Source organism: Gracilimonas sp. B-17, from assembly GCF_056857935.1.
In genome coordinates, this window is record NZ_JBSXOA010000012.1 from 238,076 (window position 1) to 259,310 (window position 21,235).

General features: G+C 42.9%; 13 protein-coding genes and 1 pseudogene. 1 reads left to right on the plus strand and 13 read right to left on the minus strand.

Annotation, left to right across the window (positions count from 1 at the left end):
* Nucleotides 1–30: 30 nt before the first annotated feature.
* The 13 genes and pseudogenes from AC13FX_RS09600 to AC13FX_RS09660 form a co-directional block, all read right to left on the minus strand.
* Nucleotides 31–186 (minus strand): annotated as a pseudogene (locus tag AC13FX_RS09600) (four helix bundle protein); the annotation flags it as partial.
* Nucleotides 187–275: 89 nt separating this feature from the next.
* Nucleotides 276–1,211: a PhoH family protein gene (locus tag AC13FX_RS09605; RefSeq protein ID WP_482880334.1), complete on the minus strand. Its 936-nt coding sequence runs from the start codon at nt 1,209–1,211 to the stop codon at nt 276–278.
* A 154-nt stretch (nt 1,212–1,365) separates the two neighbouring features.
* Nucleotides 1,366–2,034, minus strand: a complete 669-nt coding sequence (gene rpe, locus AC13FX_RS09610) for a ribulose-phosphate 3-epimerase (protein WP_482880335.1) — start codon at nt 2,032–2,034, stop codon at nt 1,366–1,368.
* A 6-nt stretch (nt 2,035–2,040) separates the two neighbouring features.
* A complete protein-coding gene (locus AC13FX_RS09615; RefSeq protein ID WP_482880336.1) occupies nt 2,041–2,886 on the minus strand; it encodes a PASTA domain-containing protein in 846 nt (281 codons plus the stop codon).
* A 29-nt stretch (nt 2,887–2,915) separates the two neighbouring features.
* Nucleotides 2,916–3,875 carry a DUF5683 domain-containing protein gene (locus tag AC13FX_RS09620; RefSeq protein ID WP_482880337.1) on the minus strand — a complete coding sequence of 320 codons (960 nt, stop codon included), beginning with the start codon at nt 3,873–3,875 and terminating at the stop codon, nt 2,916–2,918.
* A complete protein-coding gene (locus tag AC13FX_RS09625) occupies nt 3,872–7,234 on the minus strand; it encodes a TolB family protein (RefSeq protein ID WP_482880338.1) in 3,363 nt (1,120 codons plus the stop codon). The genes AC13FX_RS09620 and AC13FX_RS09625 overlap by 4 nt, the downstream gene beginning before the upstream one ends.
* Nucleotides 7,231–10,434, minus strand: coding sequence for a T9SS-dependent M6-like inactivated metalloprotease (locus AC13FX_RS09630; RefSeq protein ID WP_482880339.1), 3,204 nt, complete (start codon nt 10,432–10,434; stop codon nt 7,231–7,233). The genes AC13FX_RS09625 and AC13FX_RS09630 overlap by 4 nt, the downstream gene beginning before the upstream one ends.
* Before the next feature lie 3 nt (nt 10,435–10,437).
* Complete coding sequence (gene porV / locus AC13FX_RS09635) at nt 10,438–11,574, minus strand: type IX secretion system outer membrane channel protein PorV (protein ID WP_482880340.1); 1,137 nt, start codon at nt 11,572–11,574, stop codon at nt 10,438–10,440.
* 50 nt (nt 11,575–11,624) lie between these two features.
* Nucleotides 11,625–15,533 (minus strand): type IX secretion system sortase PorU, encoded by a 3,909-nt coding sequence (gene porU / locus AC13FX_RS09640; RefSeq protein ID WP_482880341.1) that lies wholly within the window; start codon nt 15,531–15,533, stop codon nt 11,625–11,627.
* 242 nt (nt 15,534–15,775) lie between these two features.
* Entirely contained in the window at nt 15,776–16,954 is a 1,179-nt protein-coding gene (locus AC13FX_RS09645; RefSeq protein WP_482880342.1) for an acetyl-CoA C-acyltransferase, read from the minus strand.
* An 81-nt stretch (nt 16,955–17,035) separates the two neighbouring features.
* Entirely contained in the window at nt 17,036–18,172 is a 1,137-nt protein-coding gene (locus AC13FX_RS09650) for a cystathionine gamma-synthase (protein ID WP_482880343.1), read from the minus strand.
* 27 nt (nt 18,173–18,199) lie between these two features.
* The gene (locus AC13FX_RS09655) at nt 18,200–19,369 is read right to left on the minus strand and encodes a tetratricopeptide repeat protein (RefSeq protein WP_482880344.1); all 1,170 of its coding nucleotides are present in this window, start codon (nt 19,367–19,369) and stop codon (nt 18,200–18,202) included.
* Between the two features lie 24 nt (nt 19,370–19,393).
* On the minus strand, nt 19,394–20,710 hold the full coding sequence (locus AC13FX_RS09660) for a tetratricopeptide repeat protein (protein ID WP_482880345.1): 1,317 nt from the start codon (nt 20,708–20,710) through the stop codon (nt 19,394–19,396).
* 138 nt (nt 20,711–20,848) lie between these two features.
* Here AC13FX_RS09660 and AC13FX_RS09665 point away from each other — a divergent pair, with 138 nt between their 5' ends.
* Entirely contained in the window at nt 20,849–21,226 is a 378-nt protein-coding gene (locus tag AC13FX_RS09665; protein ID WP_482880346.1) for a RidA family protein, read from the plus strand.
* Nucleotides 21,227–21,235 lie beyond the last annotated feature (9 nt).

Here is a 21,235-nt window from a genome sequence, read left to right on the forward strand (position 1 = left end):
TGATAAGTGACAGAGTAACATAGAATTAAGTTACAAAGTTGATATGAAGCTACTCATCATGCGTTCAATATCGCGAGTATCTTCATCCAAATAGTTGAGGTTATAGGATATTTCCAATTCAGTTTGAATTACATAAATAAGTGATCCCATGCTGATATTTAGGAATCTTCTGAATTCTTTTTTTGATCGCCTGCCAAATCTCTAAATCCCGATGAGTTTTGACCATTATACCAGTGCTTTGTCACTTTGTAACCTATAAACTCAGTAATTTTCTGTTACTTCTCTTTGTCCTCAAATTTCTCATAGGCTTTGATAATATCTCTCACGAGTTTGTGACGAACCACATCTTCTTCTCCGAGATATACGAAATCAATTCCCTCGATATCCTGCAGGATCTTTTGAATGGAGATCAACCCGGAATGCTGCCGGCGAGGCAGGTCGGTTTGGGTGATGTCACCTGTTATTATGGCCCGGCTGTTAAAACCAATTCGGGTCAGAAACATTTTCATCTGTGTGTTAGTCGCATTTTGTGCCTCATCCAGGATCACAAAGGCATTGTTCAAAGTTCTGCCCCTCATATAGGCAAGGGGAGCGATCTCGATCACGTTTTTTGTAAGGTTTAGTTCCAGACGGTCTCTGTCGATCATATCTTCAAGGGCATCGTACAGGGGCCTTAAGTAAGGATCTATCTTTTCTTTGAGGTCTCCGGGAAGAAATCCAAGGTTCTCACCGGCTTCAACGGCCGGCCTGGCCAGAATGATCTTTCTAACCTTGCGGTTTTTTAAAGCCTGAACAGCCAAAGCCACGGAGGTGTAGGTCTTGCCCGTGCCTGCCGGACCGATAGCAAAAACAATGTCGTTTTTTGTGGATGATTGCACGATCTGCCGCTGTCCCGGCGTTTTGGCTGTTATAGCTTCACCGTTATGGGTGTGAATGATAGTATCACCTGTTTCGTCAAGGTCCCGGTACTTAGGCCGGCTGGCAGTGCTTTCTCCCGATTTCAAATTGACCAGGGTATTGACATCACCTTCAGCTACCTTACTTTTACGGTCAAGCAGTTCGATCATCCCCTCAATGACGGAAGTGGCTGTTTCTATTTCATCAGCCGGACCGGTTAATTTCAGTCTGTTGCCGCGTGCATTGAACTTGGTTTCCGGGAAGGCCTTGTCCAGGGCAATGAGATTGTGATCATGTAATCCGAAGAGTGCCATAGGATCGGCTCCCTGTAATTCGATAACTTTGTCGATAAGTGTTTTGTCGTCTTTTATAGCTGCAAAATTAAGTTAAATGAGAACGTACAAGATAAGGATTTAAGCAGAGAAATGAGATCAGTGGATGAGATTGTCAATAACCCATTTTTCAGGATCATTGAATCTTCTCGGTCAGTTCCTGAACCCGTGCTGTAATGTCTTCTGCACTGAAAACACTACTGCCGGCCACAAGTACATCAGCTCCTGCCTTGGCAACTTTGGAAATATTTCTTGGGTTCACGCCTCCGTCTACCTGGATCAGAAAACTGAGTTCTTTACTGTCTCTGATGGCCGCAAGTTCAGATAATCTCTCATAGCTTGATTCTATAAAACTTTGTCCGCCAAAACCCGGGTTTACACTCATGATCAGTACAAGATCCACGTCCTGAAGGATCGGTTCAATACAGCTGACAGGTGTTGCCGGATTAATTACCACTCCGGCCATCAATCCATATTTCTTTATATTCTGAATTGATCGGTGCAGGTGAGGGCAGGTTTCGTAGTGAACGGATATCAGGTCGGCTCCGGCTTCCACGAAATTCTCAACATAATCATCCGGATTCTCGATCATTAAATGAACATCTATAAAAGCTTCTGGGGCTGCTTTTTTTGCAGCTTTAACGACCCCCGGACCATAGCTGATATTGGGTACAAAATGCCCATCCATAATATCACAATGGATCCATGAGGTCCCGCCTTTTAATGCATCCTGAATATTTTCTCCCAATTTGGTAAAATCTGCTGCAAGAATGGAAGGTGCAAGAATGGGTAGCTCGAAATTCATTTAACTTTATTTATTAGAGTTAGATCGATTGTTATTTAATGAGTCAGGTGGAGTATTAGATGAAGTTCCGGTAGAATCAATTATGACCGCACCGCCTTCACTTTCTTCTTCAACTTCAAAGCGTTCCGAAATCGTTAGATCAAGTGTTTCACCTTCCCTGAGTTCCTGTTGCTTAGGGGTGAAATCAAGAACAGTGTTTGGCAGTACATCACGCGTTGGGCGGAATTGTACTTCCCCTACATTGAGGCCGGCTTCTCTTAGTTTGACCTGTGCTTCTGAAAGCCTGAGCCCAATAATTTCCGGTACGGTTACCATGCGGTCGCCAAGTCCGTCGCTGATCACAAGGTCCACAACGGCTCCTTTTTCAACTGTGGTACCGGCAGGAATGGACTGTCTTAATACCACATTTTTGAAGCGGTTAGATTCGTAGCTGCGGCTGCCGACTTTTAAGCCGTAATTCTGAAGTTGTATTTCTGCATTTCTAAGTGAGAAATCGACAACTTTTGGAACCTCGACCTGGGGTTTAACTTCAGTATTTACAGTGAGGTAAATTTTTCGATTCGGCTTAACGATGATCGAGGCTTCCGGATTTTGATCGATCACATAATCAGCCGGGTAAGCTGCATTTGCCCTGCGTTCGGCTACTTCAAAACGTAATCCGTAACCTGTCAAAAGTGTTTCTGCTTCTTCCAAAGATACCTTTGTTACATCAGGTACGGTAATACCTTCATTGTAATTTGTGTAGGAGGGAAGGACCCACTTATCTGCGATAAATATGGAGGCAGCTATAAAAACTACAAGACCTCCCAAACTGATATAAAAGTACTTATTCGTGAATAGATATTTGATCATGTCCATAAAATACGGGAACTATTGGCGGGTTAAAAGTGCCAGGTTACTGAAAATTGCTCGAGCTGCATCAAATGAGTTTGTGTTTCGATCCGGCTGTTTTTTAACTGTACAGTAAAAAAAGCATCGAAAGCCGATACAACATGATTTACCACGATCAGTTTCAGTATGTTCCCTGCAACGCGGTAGTTATCATTAAATTCTTCAGCACGGTCCCGGCCCTCATAAAAGAGTGAAAAAGGTTGATCAGTTCCATTCCAGAAATAACGGTACATGGCCTCATTTTGAGTAGGAGAGGTGGTCAACTCATTATACCAGTCGAGCCAACCGGGCTGATATTGGTAGTACTTGCTGATGAGTTCGTAGTATTGCTGGGATCCATAATTTGGTAACAAATGGGAAAAGTTACTTCCAATCCGGTCCTTAAAATAAAAGGGTGTAGATGCTTCTACATCATGAAGAATATTTAGCGGGATTTGATCCCAGTCATTTCTTGTATCACTCCAATCAGGTGAGATTCCGGATAGCTGAGCCTGAAGACTCTGCCAGTTGTTGTCAATGCCATGGATCTGTGAGTAATTGACCAACCACTCAGCATATGCTACTACGCTCCAGTTTTGATGAGTGAACCGTTCGTATGCTCGTTCCTGCTTTCGGGCTTTTGCATTTCTATCAAGGTGATAGATCAACCCCACCACCTCAGCAGTGAAATAGACTCCGGCCCGAACCCATTTTTTGTTTGCTGCCTGCCCTGCTCCGGGAAGAACCGCTGAGGCCAAAAATGCAGCACCGGGATTTTGCCTGGGGAGATCAATAACTGAAGCGGAACTGACAAAGGACCTTTTTGTTATCAAAGATTCTGGTTCGGTTTTAGAATCTGATACTGAATCAATGAAGATCTCATTTGTAAAATCGGTTACATACTGAGCTTGACAGACCGAGGTCAGTATTAAGGATGTCAACAGAATGTAAATTGCATTTATTGATCTCATAACAACTCAAAATCAAAGGTTAAACCAAAATGGAATAATAATTCCTGTCCATATGTTACCCGATTAGAACCTGAATTGGTAATGAAATCGTCTGGCAGGGTGAGGCTGAATTGGTCGAGTCCATAAGACCCACTGATGAAGAATTTTAAAGGAAATAAGTAGAAGCCGTTCATCGCAATCCGGAGTTCAGCCCCTAATCCTGACTTGAGTTTGTTACCGGTGTCAAATGGGCTTTTCCAGCCGTTCCCGGTTTCAAAGAAGAAGCGGGCGAAGATCTTATCTATGGTGAATGGTCCTTTTTGGGTATGAATACCTCTCCAAACGGGGGCGAACCAGGAAAGGGAACTAAAAGCGGTGGTATTGCCACCCAATGCAAAGTATGGGTAACTGCGCATGCCCATGAACCCTCCAATATAATCTGTATAAAATGAATCATCGGGATCATTAAAATAATGAAATCCCCTGACCCTGGCTTGAAATGCCTGATCACCGATCGTTTTAAATCCATAACGGAGATGTAACTCCGTCGAGTGGTTCTTCTGTTCATTAAATACCGGGGAAAGTGAACCGTCCTCTATCTCATATTCCTCCAAGAGCTTTGAGGGTTGATACTGATAACGCAAATACCCCTTTAAGCCAAGAGGTGCAATATCTGCATCATTAGAGTACATATAATAGTCGAAGGTATAGGAGGCTGAAAGTGTAGTACCCTTAAAATACTCCGATGAACTTCCGCTCACTTGTTGACGGAGCTCACGAGAGTAAAAGCTCTCCGTTGAGACCCTGTATGGACTGTAAGAAATTCCCAATTCCAGCATACTTCTGCGGTTAAGTTTACTTCTGAAGAATAGCCCGGCTTCCCATATGTTGTAAGCGATGTCAGTATAGGTGGTATCTGGCAAACAGGATGTACAGGGAAATTCCTCTATAGAAAGACCATCTGATACATTTCGTCGCATGTTATATAATTCAATAGATACCGTAGGAGACCAGCTTTTTTCTATAAAGGGAAGTCCCCGGTGTTCTGCGATCAAAAAGGCATCACGATCCAAGCCAAACAGGCGGTCGGGGCGGAAAAATCCACCAATACTTTCAGCCGGCTGAGAGGCGGGTCCTACCATCAATCCTCCAAAAATACTGAGTCGGTCGATCACGTCTCTGGAAGAAAAATAGGTGCCTACTTTTGCATCCCTCAGCAGGTTTTGCCCCAATTTTCCTACGTATCCATTCTTGATCAAAGAGCCGTTATTGCCATATTCTTTTGAATAATTATCGAATCTAAGCACGGGAAAAAAACTAAAGCCGGTGTAGGTACTCTCATACTCCCTGAATTGCCTATTTTGATGGTTACTAAGATCTGAAAGGCTAAAATCAAATGTACCCGTATCAGCAATAGCTATTTCCCGTTCGTTAAAGGGTTTGATATCAGAGTCATCAAAATCATTGAGGTACTGAATGTATGGGTCAGGCATCTGATGTTGTACAGTTTCACCCGCATATGGAAGGTAATATGTACCAGAATGGTCGTGATTCATTAATGTAGCCCGATCCGCTAACTTGATCCGATATCCGTTGTCAGCGTATTCAGAGAAATAAAGGAAGCCATCTTTGGTAACCGCAGGCATGAAGGCACCACCTATCACAGAAGTTAACCTTTGTACATCACTGCCATCCAAAGTACTTCGGTAGATATTGTGAATTCCTTCATAATTTGCTGAATAGTACAGGTACTCACCCTCCGGGCCAACATGCGGGTCACGAAAATCAATGTATTCATTTTCAAGAACAGGTTTGATCTCACGGCTTTGTACATCTACCACATAAATATTTCGGTTACTGAGGTTTGAAGAAGCAAAGTATATTTTTTTATCATCGGCACTCCAGGCAGGGACTGAAACCGTCTGGCCAGCAGTAAAATTTGTTATTTTCATTATCGAATCCGGTGAATCCGGGTATAAAAAGACCAGGTTTTGAGTGCCGGTTTCGTTTTGAACCGCAGCTATGATCCTGCCGTCGTTACTCCAGTTGGGAAACTGAAGTCGCGCGCTGTTTGTCAACCGGTTTGTGTTCCCGGTCTCCAGGTCGAAGATGAAGAGATCTCTATAAAACTCTCCTACCGCATTTCTTTTATTGGTGGAGTAGACAATTTTATCTCCCGAAGGTGCATAAGAAATAGAGCTAACAAGATAAGTTGGCTTATTATCCAATAAACTCAAATGTGAAGTAAGCGTTTCATTATCCAGTTCACTGACCAGGGCAATCTCTTGAGACTTATGACGCCGGTCTTTTATGTATAGTGTGAGTATTCCACTATCCAAGCCTTTATTTGACAGATAGGCAACCTGGCCTTCACTCGGCGAAACCTGTGGGTAGAAATTGAAGAAGCCGTTCCCTTCAACAACGGACGATGGTGATGCCGAAATATTCTCAATGGCTTGTAGGTAGAATGCCTTTTGTTCACGGATCCAGTCATCATATACCTCTTGCCCGGCAATACCGGTTGCTAATTCAATGGCATTGGATATATCATAAACACCCTTTTCGCTCAAAGCCACTGTTATATCCCGAAGAATGTCTTCACCAAACCGATCAGCCAGATAGATAACAAAGGCATAACCCATATTGTATACGGTCTCCCGCTCGAGACTGTTTTTGGATGAAAAGGTTCCCATTTCGGCAAGTGTGAATTGGGTCCCGCTCAATATCCTTGAGCGCAGAATCATATCACGGTGACTGTCCCAGGTATCATAGAATAATCCATTTGTCTGATATTGTGCTGTACCTTCTGCAAACCATGCCGGTACGTTAACTGTGGCAAAGGGAAAGGTTATCAATCCGTTAGGAAAACCATATAATACATCAGGACGACGGACATCCTCATACGATAACCATTGAAAATAAAATGCAGGGATCTTTCGGGATCGTTTCATTCCTTTCTGGATCTGTACGATATGCACAAACTCATGAGCTATTACATTTCTCATCCAGTTGTGCGTACCACGGAGTGGAGTATCTAAAGCCGGTAACCAGATATCGATCTTGTTGTCAAAGAAATAGGCTGCACCATTTGAATAATCTTCACGGTCTTTGAGCACAATGCTGACCTTCTCAGAAGGTTCATGTCGATATAATGAAGTGATGGGGTCATAGACCTCCTCAGCGATCCGGGACACCACTTTAGCAGAACGGCTGTTCCCTTCCTGAAAGTGGATGAGGAAGTGGTCACTTTCAATAGTAAACCACTTAAGATGATTATGTGGATAATCATATAGCTGAACATCTGTTTGAGCCAGGGCGATCTGATGAGGCAGAACCAGTAACAGAGCAGTGAATAATATGTAGATTCTGATTGATCTCAATGAACGATCCCGATCTTGTAGATCTTTGAGTCTGTTTTACCATCAACCCTGGCCTTGACCCGGGCAATATATCCACCGCTTTGCCAGTTCCCGGTGTCGATCTCAATATCTTCCGGAAAACCTCCGGCAGATTGATAAGTGTTCTTAAAAATGATCTGCCCTCCTGCAGTGATGATAGTGATCTCTACGGTTCCACCCGGTGGGGCTATCTGGAAGCGGAGATGTGTGACGTCATCGGCGGGGTTTGGCCAGTTATAGGTTTCAGATTTATTAAGGACACCATATGAATTTTCATCATCAGGTTCACTTTTCTGAACATTGGCATTATGTTTATTGAATCTGAATTCTCCGTATCGGGAATTCCATTCTGTTGTTTGAATATTTCTAAGCTTCCAGGATCGAAGATTACCATCGTGTGAAACAGCAAATAGTTCATCATTATGAATGATCGGGTGAATCGGTTGCAGATCTTGACCCATGGCACCTCCAACATAAAGCGGGAATCCTTCAAGCAGGTTTCCCTCTGAATCATAGGCATACAGATCCAATGAGTTTTGGTTCTGCCCAACAATATAAAAAGTCTTTCTACCGGTCTCGGTGGATCCGGTAATTAAGGGGGTGCCAATAAATTTGATCTGATCAGGTGCAGGAATTGGAGTGTTAGATTCAATACCACCAGACCTGTTCAGTCCAACAAGCTGATTATGTTGTCTGTCGATAAAGTATGTTCCGGCGTTTTCAGACAGGGCAGGCCATTCCATATCCGGTCCCTCAAAAATAGGTGTGATCAGGTTAAGAGCATCCGTATCAAGGAGCGAATAAGAATCGTCCTGCAAAAGGAAATATAACAGCTGATCACCGAGCTGAATTGATCCTACATACTCCCGGTAATTACCGCTTCCAAGCTGAACATTTATATAAGGATCAGATGATAAAGTAAGTATTGAATTTGTGATCTCCGCATAAACACCGCCAACGATCGAGGACCGCTGAAATGGGTCGGGTTGCAGAATTAAGGTACTTCCATTTGTGAGGTCGATCCCGGTATTCGTGTGATCGGCATGGAGTATTTGATCGGATTGAGAACTCAGAAAACCTCTGTTTGCCGGAACTGTGGAAGTCCATGTAGTATCAAAGCTATTGGATTGGCTGTTCCACACAAGAGCTGCCAAATTGATATCAGTATCGCCCAGATCGGGTTTTTCCGCTAAAATGAGGAGATCACCCACATAAGGTTGTTGAACCGGAACGTCCGAAAGTTGGAACACATCCTGTGTCGGGCCGGAGAGGTTCACTGCCAGAACACCGGAAGAAGAGGGGATGATAAGAAAGGTATCAATTTGAGTTTCATAAATAGTAAGTGAGAGAGGAAATGAAGTGTAATACGGATCATTTGAAGTAAAAAAATCCAGATCCGGATCTAACTGTACATTAAGAGCTGAAGTGTAGTGATTATCATAAGGGTCTGCGCCTCTGATGCTAAAAGATGATACGGGCAGGTTATCCGAAAAGTCATACAATTCAAAAAAAGAGGGTGAGCCCGAATTACTGCTATTATCAGGGGTAGTGTCTGGACCGAATCGATTTTCATAAAGTGAGATCTCTGACCCGGTTTCGAGGATCACCCTATAATCATTGCCAGCCCACCAAAAGTCGAAGGCTGTTCCAAAGGAGGCATTGTTATTAAAAGCTCCCGGAATTTCAAAGCCTATGTCCTGGGCTCCATCTGCCTCCTCAAGATCTATACCGCGGTGATCAGGATCTGCATTTACTGAGCCTGAAGCCAGATTCTGACTGATGACCCTTTCATCAATATGCCATATAAGCATACCTCCGTTTAAATAGCGGTCATCCTGTGGGTTATTTGAATCTTGTCCGGTATCTAAACCACCCGGAAGACTGAAATCAAAGTTTGAGGCATCTATGACCACTCCCGCTTCTAATAGTTTATCAAAATCCTCTTGCTGAAAGACGAAATCTTCGTCTTCATTGGTAAAAGTTTGCTGAATAAGGTTTCCCTGAGGGGTTTGAATGGTCAGTGTCAGGCCGTTTCCCAATGGATCCCGGTGTCTGTTCTCCACAAGAAAGTATTCTGATGGGGATAAGGATACTTTGGCTATGCTGTTCACTGAATTGAGTGAAGCCGCCGGTAGTTCAATGGGGGTATTGGAGCTGGGATCTGCTTCAAATGGAGTTTCCCACCCAAGATACGTCTTTTCCCAGGCAGAGGGCTCAGGGGGAAGCAGACCGTTATAGGCAAAAAACCCGGCACCATCCATGAGTCCAAATCGACCAATACCCGGCTCACCGGTTTCAGTATTAAAGAGGTCTGGCAAACCAAGATGGCTGGCTATAGAAGCCACCAGTAGTCCATTGATAGATAGAGGTAATACAAATTCATTATCCTGTATGTCAAGTCCACGCCGACTTTCTGTACGTGGGATGATCATCGAGTTGGTAATGCGCAAGTTACCGTTGTTTACAGGGAAACCATCAAAATTTTGTTGGTCAAGTAATACCCCAAGGTCATTTTTGCGCAGGTAGATGGAAGGAATATCATAAGGAGTGATGTCTAGATTGGTACCGGTGAGTTCAATATCTCTACCGACTCCGGCGTGAAAGATCACAAATGCAGTATTTTCAGGATCAAGACCGGCTCCATCGAAATCAGGGCCATTTTCAACCTGTTGCCATGCATCCTGTGCAAGTACCGCTAATTTTTCATAGGTGAATGTTTCCCCGGTCGGTGAATAATATGACATACTGTTTGGAAGGCGGTACACATCAGGCAACACCCGATAGTTGATGGTGAGTTGACCGTCAGAGGATCGTTCAAAGTAATTCTTTGCAAATTCTAAATGAGCTTCAAAATATGCGCGATCATGGGGAAGAGGTTCGATCCTTACGTCTTCTGCTCTAGTCAGAAAAGGAAGTCCCTCCATTCCATTGCTGCCAAATATTCCGGTACCGGTGGTCAATCGGTCATCATCGGGTTGAAATTCTACCATAATGGCCACAACATTCAATGTACCCGTGGCATCAAGGGGTTGAAGATCAGATAATGAGGGGGAAGAAGCAGATATCGCATGGTTGCGAGCAGCAGGCATAGTTTGTGCCTGAAGTGGGGTGGCATGTTCATAAAAAACAAAAAGCATGCTAAATACTAACATGCTTTTCATGAGATACCTGAATTTATACATAGATTAAAAATCGATGAGTAAACTAAATCGCAAAGTGTTGGCAAGCGGGTGATCAGTTTCAAGCGTTTTGATATAACTGAAATCAACACCTAAAATATTGTACCGGATACCGGCACCAAAGGTGATATATTCTCTGTCACCATTTTGTGGGTCTTCAAAATAATACCCTCCGCGAAGTGCAAACTGATCAGCATACCAGTATTCAAGTCCGGCTCCGATCATAAATTGTTGCAGTAGTCCAACTTCAACAAGATTATTTCCATCAAGTCTCGTATAACTTCCCCATGAATTGAAGAGTGCTTTAATAGGTCCAGATGCCACACTTGTTGTATCGCCACCACTGGTTTCCAGTTCGGTTCTGGCCATCACTTTTGAAATATCGTTGGCAAATGTGATACGGTTGATACCTTCATCATCGAGGTCAAGATCAAATGCCCAGCCAAATCTCAGAACCGTTGGCAGGGGGTCTTTTTGGGCATTGTCCGTGTATTGGATTCCCGGTCCAATATTGGAAAGATTGGTACCTGCGCTGAACCTGGCTTCTCGGCCACCAACTAAAAAGGGATCGGTCTTATAAAGGAGAGCAAGGTCTAAGGCAACGCTGCTGCCGGGATTAACTTTTTGTGCACTGATCGATGTTCCACTGGCCAAACTCGAGTAGATCAGCCTGAGGCTGGTTCCCAGGGCAAGCTTTTCGTTTAGTTTATAACCATAGGACGCACCAAAAGCGATCTCATAACTGTTGAATCTGGAGATCGGTTCAGGCCCTGTCTCGTCAGTTACAACCTGCTCACCCATATTCAGGTAGGTAAGGTGAGTTCCGATGTTTCCAACACCCGGAATATGAAATTTACCAACTACATTATCGTAAAAAAGATCACTGACATTAAAATTGGCAAGCCAATTAGAGTGAGTGATACTCGCTTGATTATAGTCTTCCTGAAAGGCAAGTCCGGCTGGGTTCCAAAAATATGCAGAAGCATTATCAGCTATAGCCACACCGGTGTTTCCCATACCGGCAGCTCTTGAGTCCGGTTCTATTTGAAGAAAAGGAACCGCGGTTATTGCTACCTGTGCTTTCGAAATAGCTGGAATAGATAAAAATATTCCGGCAACAAAGAAGAATAATATTTTTTTCATGATGCTAAATTTTAAAATAAATATAAGTGTTTTTGAGGTAAAGTTATGGATCATCGAATGATCACAAGTTTTTCTATTTTTTCTGTTTTCTGTCTCCCTTCAGGGGTATCAGCTGTAACTCGAAGTACATAAATATAAGTGCCGTTACCCAAACGATCCCGGTCCCGGTCATGCCCATCCCATGAAATACTGGCATAAGAACTGTTGGTAATAATCTGATTTTGCAAGTGTTGTACGGGTCTTCCACTTAAAGTGTAGATCTGTACTGATACATCTAACGGATTACCCGGCTGATTATGTTCAAATGAAAATCGTGTCACATTATTCATAGGGTTCGGGTAGTTAAATACATTTCGGATCTCAAGTCCATTCTGTGCCGCAACTTCAAAGAAGACTTCCTTTTCTGATGGGTTATTGTGAACGTCCCAGGCCCGAACCTTTAGTGTGTAACTGCCATCGGGAAGATCATCCAATGGATATTCAATACGGCCTTTGGTAAAGTCATCAATATCCCCTTCGTAAAAATCATTTAGAACGAACGTTTGTTCCGGTTGTGTATCGATGGTTGCAATGATCTCATGCCCAACACCGGTTCCGGTCGTGTTAATTCCTGACGGATCCTCAAGGTCGATGATCAAATCCGGCGAATCATTGACTAGGCTACCGTTAACGAAGCGGTCATCATTTAGGTAAATATCCATTTCAGGTCCGCGGCCGTCATTAACAGCGTTCTCATTGATCCCGTTGAACCGTAATTTGGTGAATGACCCACCGGCAGTGAAACGTTCATCATTCGCATAGATAACAATTCTTCCCGTGCTGTCAGAAAATGAGATGTCCTTTGGTACAACAAACGTTGAAGTGAATTGCCCGTTTTGAATGCCTGCCTTCCCCTTAAAAAGAATATCATTTTCAACGGTGTACCGACAGTCATCAAGATAACACCGGTCTTCCTGAACCCAGGTACGATCAGAAGGCAGGGGTACAGTGCGTTCAGCATCATATACTGTAATATTAGCCTGACCTGAAAAGTTGGTAATGAGATCACCCGAAAAATCGGTCATTTGACCACTCAATGTTACCGTATCCAACCCTTTGATGGTAATAACGGTATCCTGTCCCGACTCAGTATAATCGTTGATAGATGTGATATGAGTCTTTTGAACAGGTAGCTGAAATTTTGCAGCAGGATCACCCAAAAATATGAATTTCTTACTATTACGGGATGTAATGATAGGCGAACCATTTAGCAATGTATTTTTGGTGTTCATGAAAATATCACCAAACCGAAGAGCAGAATTATTTTGGTCTCGTTCTACCATTTTTTGAGATAGGACCACATTCAATCCAAAGTTATTTCTGGATGAGATTCCGGCCCCTGTATACACGACTCGGGTAGTAGTGAAAGCACTAATGACGCCCCCATTTTCTGAAAACAGTAATTGTTCAGCTCCTGATTGAGCATCGATATCGTCATACCTTCCGAACTGACACGTTGCAGTTACCAATACTGATAGCTTATCGTTATTTGTAAGATTTGGAATACTTTCAGTAACAAAAAGTTGTTCATCTGAGAGTGTCTGCTCATTTCCATGACCGGAATAGTTCATTACCAATGTACCCTGATTGAAAGCATTTATAAACGCCTGTGAGGCACCCGGAATTCTTCGCCCGACACCGGTGATCTCTTCATTATAAGCGAATTGATAGATCTTATTCAGCCGAACGCCCGGTTCATAAATATCCATAAGATTTGCGGTTTCATCAGCATTCAGGACGTGAAGATCCCTATTCAATTCAATATCAGGGAAGTCGTCATCTGCAGCGAAAGTGAATAGGTTTTGCCAGTTTCCACGTGTCTCAGGACTTTCATATGTTCTTATCTTTTGTACTGCAATAGTTGCCTCAGACTGTGTTTGAGCCGGTATCCTGCCAACGCCGACATCTAGCAGGTAACTGGATGGAGTTACTCCACTTCCGTTAACATCCATTTCGCCTTCTACAGTGTCAAGAAATCCAAAGAAGTCGTCAGTTGCATAAGATTCAGTTCTATGCAGCGACTCTTCACTTTGATAGGTCAATACATAATTGGTATGGCCATCTTCGATAATGCCCTTGTAATCAAAAGTTGTATCACCAAAAAGTAAGACGTATTTAGGTGGGGTTTGACCATCTGAAATTGCCTTTTCATAAAGGAATTTCAGGTAATCCCGAATGGCAGAAGGATCATTAACACCACCCGAAAATTCATTTAGGATCTGATTTTGTGTGACCACAACGGATGTCATCCCGTCAACCTGTTCACGGTAATCAGCCAGATCCCTGGCTTGGGACAGGTAGTTTTCGGCAGTGATGATCACATACTCAGGATAAAAGGCAATTCTTTTAAGGTCCTGATTGGGAATAACCGAACCGGGTTCAGGGGTAAATAAATTTGTTTGTGCAATATATTTTCGATCTATGCCTGAGTAGTGTTTGAATCTATGACTATCATTTTGAGTGGATACATTAAGCAGGGTAGGGGATAACGGGTCAGTAACTTCCAGGACAAAAGGAGTTACATTGAAGCCACTTATCTGATATTCAGTGATCTCATTCGATGTGCCATCTTCAGGTGAATAAAATAACAGACGCCCATTCTCGGCACTCAGTGATCTGGTGGCTGTAATTCTAAGCCAGTCAAAAAAACCTGTAGATCCGGTTGCATTGTGATCGTAGGCTGCTTCGAAGTTCAGAATATCGGTGTTAGTGGGTGCCGCAACAGTGGTACTGAACGAAGCTGAAACACCTGCTCTCCATTCACTGCTGGTGTAGGATCCGGATGCCGGTAGAAATAACGACCGGATAGAGGAACCATTCAGGCGAATGTTGAAGGAAGCTGTAGAAGTTGACCGGTTTACAAATTGCCCTGAAATTTCCAGAGAAGCTGTTGATGACAGTCCCGGTAAGGTATCAGAAAAAATTTCCTGAAAAACACCATCGGATGAGGCTGGAAATTGCATGCCCAGCCAGTTTCTGCCAGACTTGATCTGTTCCTCTGCCTTGAAGATCTCTTCCTCGATCCATATAAAGTCCCTGAATGTATCAACGATCCTGTTTGGAGTACCTGTGATCGAGGTCTCGGTTAATCTGAGCCCCTGTTCGTTTCCAATTCCCAGGAAAACATAGTTGTGGTTGCTATAGGGATGTACCGAATGACTATATACCCCATTTTGTCTCAAAGTGGAATTCGGTGAACTTCCATAGAAAATGATCCGATCCTGTTCATCAAAGTTTCCATCAGAATCACCCTGAACTATAATAGGAACCTGAGTCAATTGGGGCCGGGATTCACTGTTCGATTCTGGAAGTGGGTGTCCTTTAGTGGTCCAGATCTGAATAAGATCCGGATCGATGCTAGAAAGGTTTAAACCGAGTTCTTCCAGGTACTCTGAATTGAGCTCATAAAGGCCGGATTCCTGAACCGGGATCTTATACCAAACGCCCGAAGCAAACAGCCCCTCATTCATCAATACTGTGGAGGCGGATTTACTGCTGAAAGAGGTTGAACGACTCTTATAAACCCTGAGTTTTAGGTATTCTGCTATAAGCAGTTCATTGTCGCTGTACCTGGTAACATTAATGCTGATAGGTCTCACAGTTCTGCCGCGGTGAATGCCTCTTTCCGATTGCTCGATAAGGGGAGAATCAGTTCGTTGCAGATTCAGGACCATTGCTCTTTCTTTCCCGATCGATTCCCGTACAGTAACTATGTTTTGTTCGAGTATTTGATAAGGGGAAGAATTAGCTGATATTGGTATCATTAGACCAATAGAGGGGATCAATTCATGCCCCTTATTTACAAACTCATAGTCTGTAAAGGTACTTGTTTCTGCTACTACTTTAAGTTGCCGACCGTTTACGGTTCCGACAAAAAATAAGCAAAGCAAACCACTGAAAATTAGCAGCTTGTTTAGCATATATGATATTAATTACTGGGTGCGTTTGGTAACGCTTAAAGTTTAGTAGCTATTTTCCTATAGAGCGTAGTGCTTCGGATTAATATTAATTGGAGAGGTGTTGAAGTACTCTGCCTGCTCGAATGATGAACCGTAACTGATTTACAATTTAGTTACGTGTTTTATACCCTTGTATTATATATCGGTGAAGTAATAATGTCAATAAAAAAGAGCCCGTATAAAAAACGGGCTCTGTATCATTATTAAAGCATTTCGATGACCATAGACGAGGCACCGCCACCACCGTTGCATATACCAGCACAACCGTATTTACCTTTGGTTCTTCGTAAAGCGTGGATCAATGTTACCAGGATCCTGGCTCCGGAGCATCCAAGTGGATGGCCAATACTTACTGCACCGCCATGAATATTTACTTTTTCAGGGTCTAGCTCTAAGATCTGATTGTTGGCAAGAGCAACTACAGAAAAAGCCTCATTGATCTCAAAAAGGTCGATATCATTTTTGGTAAGTCCTGCCTTTTTCAATGCAATAGGAATGGCATCAGCAGGTGCTGTAGTGAACCATTCAGGTGCTTTGGCAGCACTTGCACTGCTTAAGATCTTAGCCAAAGGCTTTAATCCAAGCTCTTTTGCCTTATCCGCACTCATGACAAGCAATGCCGCAGCCCCATCATTGATAGAGGAAGCATTAGCTGCCGTTACTGTTCCTTCTTTGTCAAATACAGGGCGCAGTTGTGGGATCTTATCAAATCTTACTTTATCAAGTTCTTCATCCTTTTCAACCTCGGTCACATTGCCCTTACGGTCTTTGACCTTCATTTTGATGATCTCATCCTTAAAATAACCTTTTTCAGTGGCCTCAATGGCTCGCTTGTAGGATGTGATGGCATATTCATCCTGTTCCTCACGACTGATGTTACATTCTCTTCCGCAAAGGTCTCCTGCATTTCCCATCAGGTAGTCATTATATACATCCCAGAGCCCGTCCTTAACAATGCCATCTTCAACTTTTGAATGACCGTATTTAGCCCCAAATCGCTCTTTCGGTAAGTAATAAGGAACGTTGCTCATACTTTCCATACCACCGGCAACAATAATGTCGGCCTCACCGAGTCGGATCTGATCAGCGGCGATCATAACTGACTTCATTCCGGAAGCACATACTTTATTTACTGTTGTTGATGGAGTGCGTTCAGATAAACCGGCTTTTAAAGCTGCCTGCCGTGCCGGAGCCTGTCCAACACCTGCTGAAAGAACGTTACCCATTAATACTTCCTGAACATCATCTGTTTTTATTCCGCCTGATTTTACGGCTTCAAGAATGGCAGATGCCCCTAATTCCGGAGCTGAGAAAGAAGAAAGACTTCCTCCAAATCCACCCAATGGTGTTCGTTTTGCTGATACTATTACTACTTCTCGCATGATCTAATAATTTTGATTGTTTGTTCTGAAAGCGCTTTTCCTGGCAATTACAGTATTATCTGTCTTAAAGAATATTCTTATTTAAAATGCCTGATCCAGGTCAGTGATCAGATCTTCTGCATCCTCAATTCCAACAGATATTCTGATCAGAGAATCCTGAAGTCCGGCCTTTTCTCTGACTTCTTTTGGAATAGAACCATGGGTCATGGATGCCGGGTGACTGATGAGTGATTCAACCCCTCCCAAACTTTCAGCCAGTGTGAAAATCTTGGTATTACTCATAAAATTCACTGCAGCTTCAATGGAGTCATCTTTTAAAGTAAAAGATAGCATTGCTCCAAAGTCATCCATCTGCCTGGCAGCAAGTTCATGCTGGGGATGAGAGGATAAACCGGGATAATTTACAGACCCTACCTTAGAGTGAGATTCCAGGTAATAAGCGATCTGCTTGGCATTTTCTACGGATCGTTGAACTCTTACACTAAGCGTTTTAATGCCTCTAAGTGTAAGATAACAGTCCATAGGTCCGGGTACGGCACCGGATGTTTTGGTTTGAAACCTTAAATTTTCCATGATCTTATCATTGGAACTTGCAACGGCCCCGTGGATCACATCTGAGTGGCCGGCCAGATATTTGGTTGCAGAATGCAAGACCGCATCTGCTCCCATCTCCAATGGTCTTTGAAGGTAGGGGGAAGCAAAGGTGTTATCTACAACAGTAAGAATATCATTTTCTTTCGCAAGGTCAGAAAGTGCTTTAATATCCACAACCCGAAGTAATGGGTTTGTTGGGGTTTCGATCCACATCAATTTTGTTTGATCTGTGACAGCTGCTTTCACTTTCTCAAGATCTGTCATATCAACAAAGGTGAAGTTGATACCATAAGGTTCAAATACCTTTGTGAATAGCCTGTATGAACCGCCATAAAGATCGTTAGTGGTAATCACATGATCGCCGGGACGCAGCATTTTCATAAGGGCGTCCATGGCCGCTACTCCACTCGAGAAACAAGCCGCTTCATCAGCCCCTTCAAGGCCTGCTATCATTTTTTCAAGCGCAGTTCTGGTAGGATTCCCAACTCTTGCATAGTCGTATCCCTTGTGCTTGTTAGGAGCTTCCTGTGCATAGGTAGATGTCTGAAAGATAGGAGGCATTACCGCACCGGATGTTTCTTCTGGTTTCTGACCGGCGTGGATGGTCTTGGTATTAAATTTCATATATAATTTAAAGCCGCAGTTCTTTGATTAGTTATTCTTCAGTTTATTCAACGTTGTAAGCTTGCTATTGTATGTACTGTTATTAGGGTCCATCTCACTTAATCTACCATAATAATCAGTGGCAAAATCGATGAGTCTGTCAGCTCTGTTTCTCAACTCATCCTGATCATCTTCAAAAGCTACTTTTGCTATAGATAGATAATTAGCTGCAAGATTATTGTAAAAAACAGCAAGACTTTCCAGGTATTCAGTATTCGAAGTATCTCTTTTGAATGCTTCAATAAGTTGTGTTTCAGCTTCTTCGCCCATACCTATCGCTTCCATTTTGATCTGCTCGGCCAAAGAGGTATCATTTTCTTCATAGGCTTCTTTGAGATCAGCCATGATCTCAGAGGTGATCTCATAAAGCTGAGTACCATAAACATTTCTCAAATTAGCATTGTCAGGATACTCCTCCACGAGTGTTTCTAACATGGAGGCCGCTGCTTCATGGTTAAAATTGGATATATAGGCGTTTACCAGCCCATAAGCGAGATTAATGTCTTCACTCATATCCGTATTGGCCATTTCGTAGTATTCTGCAGCAGTTGCCGGGTTACCTTTTTCCAGATACAGATATCCCAGGTTTTCATATAATTCAGCAGAAGGTTCATTACTGCTGTCTACAGCATTTTCTAAACTTCTTATAGCTGCATCAAGATTACCCAGGTTAAATTCAGCAACAGCCAGGTTTTTGTATGAACTTACAGCATCAGGGCGAATGATGAGAGCATTTAAGAAATGGCTTTTTGCCGTCTGATAAACATTGTCAGCATTATCAGCTTCAAAAATACGCAACCCGGAGTTATGTTCAGTTTTCCAATATTGTTGTCTCAGACTATCAATGGTTGCCAGCTGGGTTTCATTGGCTCCCATTTCAGCTGAGGCACTAAAATCATCAACAATTCGATTATAGTGATCTTTTCTGAGTTCGGGGTTTACTTCTTGAGCTATTTCAGCCGTGATCTCAGCTCTTTTGATGTAGAGATCCGGTTGGCCGGGGTCTTCTTCAAGCCGGCTATCGATCTCAGACAACGCCTGATCGTAATTATTATCAGCCATCAACTGGTCGATGTTTACTTTTGATGATCCGCAAGAAATAAAAAACCCGGCCACAAGTAGTAAGCCTGCAAGCCGGGTAAAATGTGAAATTTTCATAAGGTTGGTTTTAGGTGTATGCAATTACATACCTGCTTTATCCATGGCTTCCTGAGCCTTTTCTTGCATGTCTAAAGTAATATAGACATTAGACAAGCTTCTCCAGGCAGAGGTATTTTCAGGATTGATTTCTACAGTTTTTTCGTACGCTTCCATGGCTTTGGTAAGTTCTTCTTTAGCTGCAGTGTCAAATTTATCTACTTGGTCCAGATCTTCAGCATAGTTACGCTGACTGAATAAAACAGCGGCTTTGTTCTGGTACAGAATACCAAGGGCATTGAAAGCTGTTGCGTCATTAGGACGTAGTTCAGTGGTTCTGGTAAGTTCAGACTCAGCTAGATCGTTGTACTCAGTAACCATCTCAAGGTTCCGTTCGATCTCATTTTCCAGTTCAGTGATCTGGCCTTCAATTTCTTCAGCTTCGGCTCCGGAAGCATCTCGAAGGTTTCTCTGAAGGTCGTAGATCTCTTCATAGATCTCAGTGATCCTGTCGGTGAACTGCTCAGTTTCCTGTAGCATAACTGTTCCGAGTACCAGGTGGTATTGTGGATTTTCAGGGTCTGTAGAAATGAGGTCTTCAAGTACTTCGATCGCTTGGTCACGTTGGCCAACAGTCATATAATTGTCTGCAAGCTTCTGTGTGAGGCTTACTGTGTCAGGATAGATTTCTAAACCTTCTTCAAGATATTCAATAGCCTGTTCAGGTCGCTCAGACTGTGCAAAAAAGACAGCAACACGGTCATAATCACTTGCAGGTGGAGGATCTTTCATTTCCATTGACTGAGCAAGAGCATCAGCAGCTCCGGCAAAATCATTATTCATGTAATGAATTTGAGAGAGTACGTCATAAGACAATGTACTATCCGGGTTCACAATAATGGCGTTCTCTAAGTGGGCGATAGCTATCTGAAGTGGCTCATCAACTGTAGCCATAACGCTGTCGTTAGTCGCATAATCCAATGATGAATTATGTTCGTAACCCCAGGTTGAGAGAATCAGGTCAGTGACTTCAGCAGCTTCTTCAGGTGCTTCTTCCATACCATCAAACAGTTCTCTCGATGTAACCGCATTTTCGCGGAAATCTCTGTAAACAGGCTTTCGGCTGCTTGGTGGCTGAATGGTTTTTGCCTCTTCAGCATTTGCGAGGGCTTTGTAGTAATAACCTAGGCCGTTATCAGGATTTTGAGCGATGAATCTATCAAGACCCGCATAAGCACTATCGAAATTCTGTGTGTAAATATTTAATTGGGCTTGGTCAATGACAGGGTCGGTAGTTTCACAACCTGTAAGTAATCCCACAAAAAGGAAAACAGGAATAAGGTTACGTAATAGCTTTTTCATTTTATTTATAGATTGGATTTGGTTGTAGTCAGAACAAATTTATATGTTGATGAAAATAACCATATGTGTTGCTTTCTGCAATTTATTAGAACACATGGTTTTGTTCATTATTAAAAACAACTTATAAAAAAGGTTTTCATGAAAAAAATACATTCTACGGATAAAGCACCCGCTGCGATCGGCCCATATAGTCAGGCAACCTCACATAACGGCATTCTGTACTGTTCAGGCCAAATTCCTTTGGATCCGGAAACAATGGAAATTGTGGGTGATAATGCAAGAGATCAGGCCGAACAGGTGATGAAAAATCTCGAAGCTGTTCTAAAAGAAGCCGGAATTGATTTTTCTCACGTGTTAAAGTGTACCATTTTTCTGGCAAATATGGATGATTTTACAACGGTAAATGAAGTATATGGAGCACGATTTGAGACAGATCCACCGGCAAGAGAAACAGTTGCTGTAAAAACACTTCCCAAACATGTTTTAGTTGAAGTAGGCTGTATTGCTTACCTGTAAATTGGAAGT

What these genes read in the sequence shown, in the direction of transcription:
- AC13FX_RS09605 (WP_482880334.1), bottom strand. Translation starts at nt 1,211, where the DNA reads ATGGCACTCTTCGGATTACATGATCACAATCTCATTGCCCTGGACAAG.
- rpe (WP_482880335.1), bottom strand. Translation starts at nt 2,034, where the DNA reads ATGAATTTCGAGCTACCCATTCTTGCACCTTCCATTCTTGCAGCAGAT.
- AC13FX_RS09615 (WP_482880336.1), bottom strand. Translation starts at nt 2,886, where the DNA reads ATGATCAAATATCTATTCACGAATAAGTACTTTTATATCAGTTTGGGA.
- AC13FX_RS09620 (WP_482880337.1), bottom strand. Translation starts at nt 3,875, where the DNA reads ATGAGATCAATAAATGCAATTTACATTCTGTTGACATCCTTAATACTG.
- AC13FX_RS09630 (WP_482880339.1), bottom strand. Translation starts at nt 10,434, where the DNA reads ATGTATAAATTCAGGTATCTCATGAAAAGCATGTTAGTATTTAGCATG.
- porV (WP_482880340.1), bottom strand. Translation starts at nt 11,574, where the DNA reads ATGAAAAAAATATTATTCTTCTTTGTTGCCGGAATATTTTTATCTATT.
- porU (WP_482880341.1), bottom strand. Translation starts at nt 15,533, where the DNA reads ATGCTAAACAAGCTGCTAATTTTCAGTGGTTTGCTTTGCTTATTTTTT.
- AC13FX_RS09645 (WP_482880342.1), bottom strand. Translation starts at nt 16,954, where the DNA reads ATGCGAGAAGTAGTAATAGTATCAGCAAAACGAACACCATTGGGTGGA.
- AC13FX_RS09650 (WP_482880343.1), bottom strand. Translation starts at nt 18,172, where the DNA reads ATGAAATTTAATACCAAGACCATCCACGCCGGTCAGAAACCAGAAGAA.
- AC13FX_RS09655 (WP_482880344.1), bottom strand. Translation starts at nt 19,369, where the DNA reads ATGAAAATTTCACATTTTACCCGGCTTGCAGGCTTACTACTTGTGGCC.
- AC13FX_RS09660 (WP_482880345.1), bottom strand. Translation starts at nt 20,710, where the DNA reads ATGAAAAAGCTATTACGTAACCTTATTCCTGTTTTCCTTTTTGTGGGA.
- AC13FX_RS09665 (WP_482880346.1), top strand. Translation starts at nt 20,849, where the DNA reads ATGAAAAAAATACATTCTACGGATAAAGCACCCGCTGCGATCGGCCCA.